The organism is Rhodoferax sp. GW821-FHT09E07 (genome assembly GCF_059416145.1).
On record NZ_JBWKOP010000007.1, the window covers coordinates 361,029 to 367,755 of the forward strand.

The 6,727-nt window shown below is 59.5% G+C and carries 6 protein-coding genes; 4 read left to right on the plus strand and 2 right to left on the minus strand.

Annotated features, from left to right (window positions below; genetic code table 11):
* Positions 1-45: 45 nt before the first annotated feature.
* Complete coding sequence (gene chvE, locus AC07OE_RS16115; protein ID WP_495071588.1) at positions 46-1,122, minus strand: multiple monosaccharide ABC transporter substrate-binding protein; 1,077 nt, start codon at positions 1,120-1,122, stop codon at positions 46-48.
* Between the two features lie 149 nt (positions 1,123-1,271).
* Between chvE and AC07OE_RS16120 the strand changes: the two genes are divergently transcribed.
* On the plus strand, positions 1,272-2,240 hold the full coding sequence (locus AC07OE_RS16120; RefSeq protein ID WP_495071589.1) for a LysR family transcriptional regulator: 969 nt from the start codon (positions 1,272-1,274) through the stop codon (positions 2,238-2,240).
* Here the strand turns inward: AC07OE_RS16120 and AC07OE_RS16125 are convergent.
* Positions 2,237-3,010 (minus strand): SDR family NAD(P)-dependent oxidoreductase, encoded by a 774-nt coding sequence (locus AC07OE_RS16125; protein WP_495071590.1) that lies wholly within the window; start codon positions 3,008-3,010, stop codon positions 2,237-2,239. The two genes, AC07OE_RS16120 and AC07OE_RS16125, sit on opposite strands and share 4 nt — an antisense overlap.
* A gap of 137 nt (positions 3,011-3,147) precedes the next feature.
* Between AC07OE_RS16125 and AC07OE_RS16130 the strand changes: the two genes are divergently transcribed.
* From AC07OE_RS16130 to AC07OE_RS16140, 3 genes are all read left to right on the plus strand, one after another.
* Positions 3,148-4,872 (plus strand): IlvD/Edd family dehydratase, encoded by a 1,725-nt coding sequence (locus AC07OE_RS16130; RefSeq protein WP_495071591.1) that lies wholly within the window; start codon positions 3,148-3,150, stop codon positions 4,870-4,872.
* Between the two features lie 14 nt (positions 4,873-4,886).
* The gene (locus tag AC07OE_RS16135; protein ID WP_495071592.1) at positions 4,887-5,801 is read left to right on the plus strand and encodes an SMP-30/gluconolactonase/LRE family protein; all 915 of its coding nucleotides are present in this window, start codon (positions 4,887-4,889) and stop codon (positions 5,799-5,801) included.
* 84 nt (positions 5,802-5,885) lie between these two features.
* Positions 5,886-6,727 (plus strand): MCP four helix bundle domain-containing protein (locus tag AC07OE_RS16140; RefSeq protein ID WP_495071593.1); only part of this gene is annotated, 842 nt, incomplete at its 3' end.

Sequence of the window (6,727 nt, forward strand, 5' to 3'; positions counted from 1 at the left end):
GCCCTGTGCTTTGGGGCACAGGGCCTCTTTCGCTTATTGCCGAGGTTACTTCAGTTGCTCTTCCTTGATGTAACCGCTGCCGACCAACACCTGCTTGTAGTTGGACAAATCAACCGCCACAGGCTTCAGCAGGTAGGAAGGAACGACCTTGACCTTGTTGTTGTAGGTCTTGGTGTCGTTGATTTCAGGCTGCTTGCCGCTCATCACAGCGTCGACCATGTTGGCAGTGACCTTGGCCAGTTCGCGGGTGTCTTTGAAGATGGTGGAGTACTGTTCCTTGCGGATGATGGACTTCACGGAAGGCACTTCAGCGTCTTGACCGCTCACGAAAGGCATGGGTTGTGCAGCAGTGCCGTAGCCCACACCCTTCAGTGCGGACAGGATACCGATGGACAGGCCGTCATACGGAGACAGAACTGCGTTCACTTTGTCCTTGCCGTAGTAGGCGCTCAACAAATTTTCCATACGGGCTTGGGCCACTTGACCATCCCAACGCAGGGTTGCCACTTTTTGCATGCCGGTTTGCTTGCTTTGAACGACCAGCTTGCCGGACTTGATGTAGGGGTCCAGCACGGACATGGCGCCGTCGTAGAAGAAGAACGCGTTGTTGTCGTCAGCAGAGCCACCGAACAATTCGATGTTGAAAGGACCCTTGCCTTCTTTCAGACCCAGGGCTTTTTCCAGAGATTGGGCTTGCAACACGCCAACTTGGAAGTTGTCGAAAGTCGCGTAGTAGTCCACGTTCTTGGAACCCACGATCAGGCGGTCATAGGAGATGACCTTGATGCCCTTGTCAGCGGCTTTTTGCAGCACGTTGGTCAGGGTGGTGCCGTCGATCGCAGCAATCACCAACACCTTCACACCCTTGGTGATCATGTTTTCGATCTGTGCCAACTGGTTAGGGATGTCGTCTTCTGCGTATTGCAGGTCGGCCTTGTAGCCTTTGGCAGCCAAAGCGGCGACCATGCTGTTGCCGTCGCTGATCCAACGGGTAGAGCTCTTGGTAGGCATTGCCACGCCAACCAGACCTTTGTCTTGGGCGTTGGCCACGGTGCTACCAAATGCCAGGCCGAGGGCCAAGCTGGCGACCAGCGCCTTCAAAGTCGTTCTACGTGCATTCATGGGTTGTCTCCTGTTTAATGAACTTCAATCACACTAAGGTCTTTGCCGGGGTCGGCGCAGGCTTTGAATGATAAGGATGTGAGCGATTAATTTCTAATATAGTTTGTTGCGAATTTGATATTCAATTACAGATTGGTAATAACCCTAATATGACTAACTACACCCATTGGTTTCTTCGCGCAAGGCTGAAAACCCGACAACTTTTGTTGCTGGTCGCCTTGTCCGAGGAGGGCAACATCCACCGGGCGGCACAAGTGCTCAACATGACGCAGCCCGCGGCGTCCAAATTGCTCAAGGACCTGGAGGATGTGCTGGGCGTGTCGCTGTTTGAGCGCCTGCCACGCGGCATGCGCCCCACTTGGTACGGCGACACCATGATTCGCCATGCCCGTGCAGCGCTGGCCAGCCTGAACCAGGCGCACGAGGAACTGCAAGCGGCCAAAAATGGGCAGTTCGGGCAGGTCAACCTGGGCTCCATCACGGCGCCGGGTCTGGCACTGCTGCCGCCCACTGTGGCCGCGGTCAAACAGGCCCACCCCAATCTGCACATCACCATCCAGATCGAGCCCAGCAACGTGCTGATCGAGCGCCTGAACCGGGGTACGCTGGACATTTTGGTCGGGCGACTCTCCCCGGAGCACGACAAGGCTGCCTTGCGTTATGAAGAAGTGAGCGATGAACCTATATGCGCCGTGGCCCGCCCGGGTCATCCGCTACTAACGGCCATCAAGCCAAGTCTGGAGGATGTGTTCCAGTACGGCTGGATCGTGCCGCCCAACGGCAGCATGCTGCGCCATCGCTTTGATTTAATGATCCAGGAGTTGGGCCTGCAGCAGCCTTCCAACAGCGTGGAAACCAGCGCCATGCTGTTCATCAGCAAGATGATGCAGCAAAGCGACATGGTGAGCGTAATGGCGGTGGACGTGGCGCGGTATTACTCCAACCACGGGCTGATGTCCATCCTGCCCGTGGCGCTGCCGTGCGAACTGGAACCCTTTGGCTTCATCACCCGCCGCGACCGCCTGCTCTCCCCCGCTGGTGAGGTGGTGCTGCGCGCCCTCAAGGCCTCCGCCATGACGGTCTACGGCAAGGAATTTGCCGCGACCGAGCCGGCTTAAGCCCAGCCGGCGTCCACCTTGAACTCTTGTGCGGTGCACATGGCGCCGTCGTCCGACGCCAGGAACAGCACCATGCGAGCCACATCGGAGGGCTTGAGCTTGTCGGGCAGGCATTGGTTGCGCTGGATTTCCGCCTCGCCAGCCGCATCCAGCCACATGGTGATCTGGCGCTCGGTCATCACCCAGCCCGGCGACACGGTGTTGATACGGATGCGGTCCGCCCCTAGGCTGTCAGCCAGGCCACGGGTCAGGCCATTCACGGACGATTTGGCCACCGCGTAGCAGGGATAGCCGCTGCCTTTGGTCTGCCAGCCTGTGGAGCCGAGGTTGATCACCGAACCTCCACCCAAGCGCCGCATGCCGGGCACAATGGCCTGGATGGCAAAGAATGCAGGGCGCTGGTTCACGGCCATGCGCTCATCCCAGTATTCCGGAGTAACAGATTCCAACGTGTGGCGGTCATCGCGGGCCACGTTGTTAACCAAGGTTGAAAAGTCCCCTAGTGCCCCCTGAGCCTGTGCAATCGCTTGCTGCAACGCAGCAACGTCGCGCACATCGCAGGTCTGCCACCACACAGTACCGCCTTGGGCGGTCAATTGCGCGGCCAAAGCCGCGCTTTCCGTCGCCGCCACGTCCACAAACGCCACCCGAGCGCCCTGCTCGACAAAGGCGCTGACCATGGCCGCGCCAATCCCGGTGCCCCCCCCTGTGATGAACACGTTTTTGCCACGCAAACTGGTGTACTGGGCCAACTGTGAAACGACCGACATGCTTTTTCCTTATAAACATTGCAAATTAGATATATGAATCGCTACGAAATTCATTTTCTATTATCACTGTGCATTGTTACCATGCCTGTTGTCAAGAACCGGAGGCCCTCCTCCACCCAAAAACGAGGCATACATCCATGGACTCCCCTAAGCCCCCATTCCGCCGCAGCCAAGCCTGGTTCGGCCGCCAGGACCGCGATGGTTTTGTTCACCGCAGCTGGCTCAAAAACCAAGGCTACCCCCACGACCTGCTGGACGGGCGTCCCGTCATCGGCATCTGCAACACCTGGAGCGAGCTGACACCCTGCAACGGCCACTTCCGTGAGCTGGCCGAGTTCGTCAAGCGCGGTGTGTACGAAGCCGGCGGTTTCCCGCTCGAATTTCCCGTCATGTCGCTGGGCGAAACCCAGCTGCGCCCCACGGCCATGCTGTTTCGCAACCTTGCATCGATGGATGTGGAAGAAAGCATCCGTGGTAACCCCATCGACGGCGTTGTGCTACTCATGGGCTGCGACAAGACCACCCCCTCCTTGATGATGGGCGCAGCCAGCTGCGACCTGCCCACCATCGGCCTGTCCGGTGGCCCCATGCTCAACGGCAAGTTCCGCGGCAAGGACGTCGGCTCCGGCACCGGCGTGTGGCAAATGTCTGAAATGGTGCGCGCGGGTGAAATGACCATGCAGGAGTTTTCCTCCTGCGAGAGCGACATGCACCGCTCCAGTGGCACTTGCATGACCATGGGCACCGCCTCCACCATGGCCAGCATGGTAGAAGCCTTGGGCATGGCCTTCCCGGAAAACGCGGCCATTCCTGCGGCCGACACACGCCGCAAGCGCCTGGCCCAACTGACAGGCCGCCGCATTGTGGAAATGGTCAAGCAAGACATCAAGATGTCGCAGATCATGACGCGCAAAGCCTTCGAGAACGCCATTCGTACCAACGCGGCCATCGGCGGCTCCACCAATGCGGTGATTCACCTCTTGGCCATCGCCGGCCGCCTAGGCGTAGACCTGAAGCTGGAAGACTTTGACAAGCTGGGTTCGGAAGTGAACAACATCCTGAACCTGCAACCCTCGGGCAAGTACCTGATGGAAGACTTTTGCTACGCCGGGGGCCTGCCCGCGGTGATGCGCGAGATCCTGCCCATGCTGCACAGCGACTGCCTGACGGTGAACGGCAAAACCGTCCGCGAGAACGTGGAAAACGCGCCTTGCTACAACCGCGAAGTCATCAAAACCGTGGAAGAGCCCTTCATGCCCGCGGCCGGCATTGCCGTAGTGCGTGGCAATCTGGCCCCCAACGGCGCCGTCATCAAGCCGTCTGCCGCCTCCAAGCACCTGCTACACCACCGCGGCCCGGCTGTGGTATTCGAGTCGATTGAAGAGTTCCACGCCAAGATTGACGATCCGGATCTGGACATCGACGAAAACAGCGTGATGGTGCTGAAGAACTGTGGTCCCCGCGGCTACCCCGGCATGGCCGAAGTGGGCAATATGCCCCTGCCGCCCAAGGTGCTGAAGAAAGGCATTACCGACATGGTGCGCATCTCGGACGCGCGCATGAGCGGCACCGCCTATGGCACTACCGTGCTGCACACCAGCCCCGAAGCCGCCGCCGGTGGCCCTCTGGCAGTGGTGCAAAACGGCGACATGATTGAACTTAATGTAGCTGAGCGCAAGTTGCACCTGGAGATTTCGGACGAAGAACTGGCGCGCCGCCTGGCCGCCTGGCAAGCGCCTGAAAAGCCAAAGCGCGGCTGGTACAAGCTGTACGTGGAAACCGTGCAGCAGGCCCACCTGGGCGCCGACCTCGACTTTTTGGTCGGTGGCAGTGGAGCTGGGGTGCCGCGCGACTCTCACTGATGTCCGCGTTAGCCATGGCGGTCTCTCCCCCCTGTCCACTGCCCGTGGTACGGGGGGAGGCGCACAGTGTCTGGAGCGCACAAGCCCTCCTGGGCGAAGGGACCGTTTGGTCGGTACGCGAGCAGGCCCTGTACTGGGTGGACATTCTGGGCCACCAATTGCACCGATTCAGCCCAGCGCACAAAGTGCGCGACAGCTGGGAATTTGCAGAAGAAATTACGGCAGTCGCCGAGCGTGCCAATGGGCCTGGCCTGTTGGTCACGCTGCGGCGTGACCTCGCGTTTTTTGACACCGATACCGGGCGCCTGGAGCGCCTGCATCAGCCGGAACCCGCCCAACCCGGCAACCGCTTCAACGACGGCAAATGCGACGCCAAGGGGCGATTTTGGGTGGGCACCATGGACGCGGCGTGCCAGACCCCCAGCGGCGCTTGGTACCGCTACCTGGGTGGCTCACAATGCACGCGCATGCAGACGGGCATCAGTGTCACCAACGGTCCCACCTGGTCACTGGACCAGCGCACACTGTACGCAAACGACACCGTTCGGGGACGCGTCGTGGCCTACCCGTTTGACCCGGTTTCGGGAGCACTGGGGGCCGGGACCGTCTGGCTGCAAATGGGCCCGGAGGACGGACTGCCGGATGGCATGACCACTGACGCCACGGGGCGCATCTGGATCGCCCATTGGGGAGGCGCGTGCGTCACCTGCCATGACCCGGACACCGCGCAGGAATTGTTGCGCATTCCGCTGCCCGCAAGCCAGATCACCAACTGCGCATTTGGTGGCAAGGACTTGAAAACCCTGTTTATTTCCAGCGCTTGCACGGGGCTGACCGAGTCACAATTGCTCCATCAACCGTTGGCAGGCGCACTTTTTTCTGTGGAGGTTGATAGCCCTGGATTGCCAGCGCACCTGTTTGCGGGTTAAATGAAGTTGCCCTATTAAAAATACGAGGAGACGCGGGCTATGGAATTCAAGAATCTCAAGATCTCAACACGCTTGATCAGCGCAATGGGTTTATTGACAGCATTGCTGGTGGGAGTGGTGGTCGTTGCCATCCTGCAAATGCAAGCGATGCGTGGGAACACGCAAGACATCACGGGCAACTGGCTGCCGAGCATTGAAGTGGTGGGTAGCCTGCAGTCCGCCATTGCAGAACTGCGAGCCCTTGAAAGCCAGCACGTGCAAAACAGCGATGAGACCGCGATGGAGCGCATCGACAAGGTCATGGTAGAGGCGCTGGCTTCGATTGAAAAAGTGCGGAGCGAATACACCAAGTACATTGACAGCCCCGAAGAAAAGGCGCTCTACACTAGCTTCGAAGCTGATTGGAAAAAATACCTGGAACAGCATGCACAGCTGGTGGACATGTCTACCAAGCGCGACAAGTTCCCGGCACGCAAGATGCTCGAGAACGAGTCCAAGGCCACTTACGATAGCCTCAAAGCCACCGTCAAGAAGCTCACCGACCTGAACCATAACGGGGCGGTGACCGCAAGCAACAACAGCGACAGCAGCTTCACCACTGCGCGCAGCGTCATGCTTGTGGCACTGCTGGTCGCCGTGGTCGCCGCGGCCGCCGCGGCACTATGGCTGATCCGTTCCATCACGAGCCCTATCAACACCGTGGTGAACGTGGCCAGCCGGATTGCCGAGGGTGATTTGTCACAAGCCATCCATGTGCACTCCACCAATGAAACCGGGCAGCTGCTGATGGCGCTGGAGCGCATGCAGACGAACCTGGCCAGTGTGGTGGGACAAGTCCGCCAAGGCTCTGAATCGGTCGCCACGGCCAGCGCCGAGATCGCCCAAGGCAACCATGATCTGAGTGCCCGCACTGAACAACAAGCCAG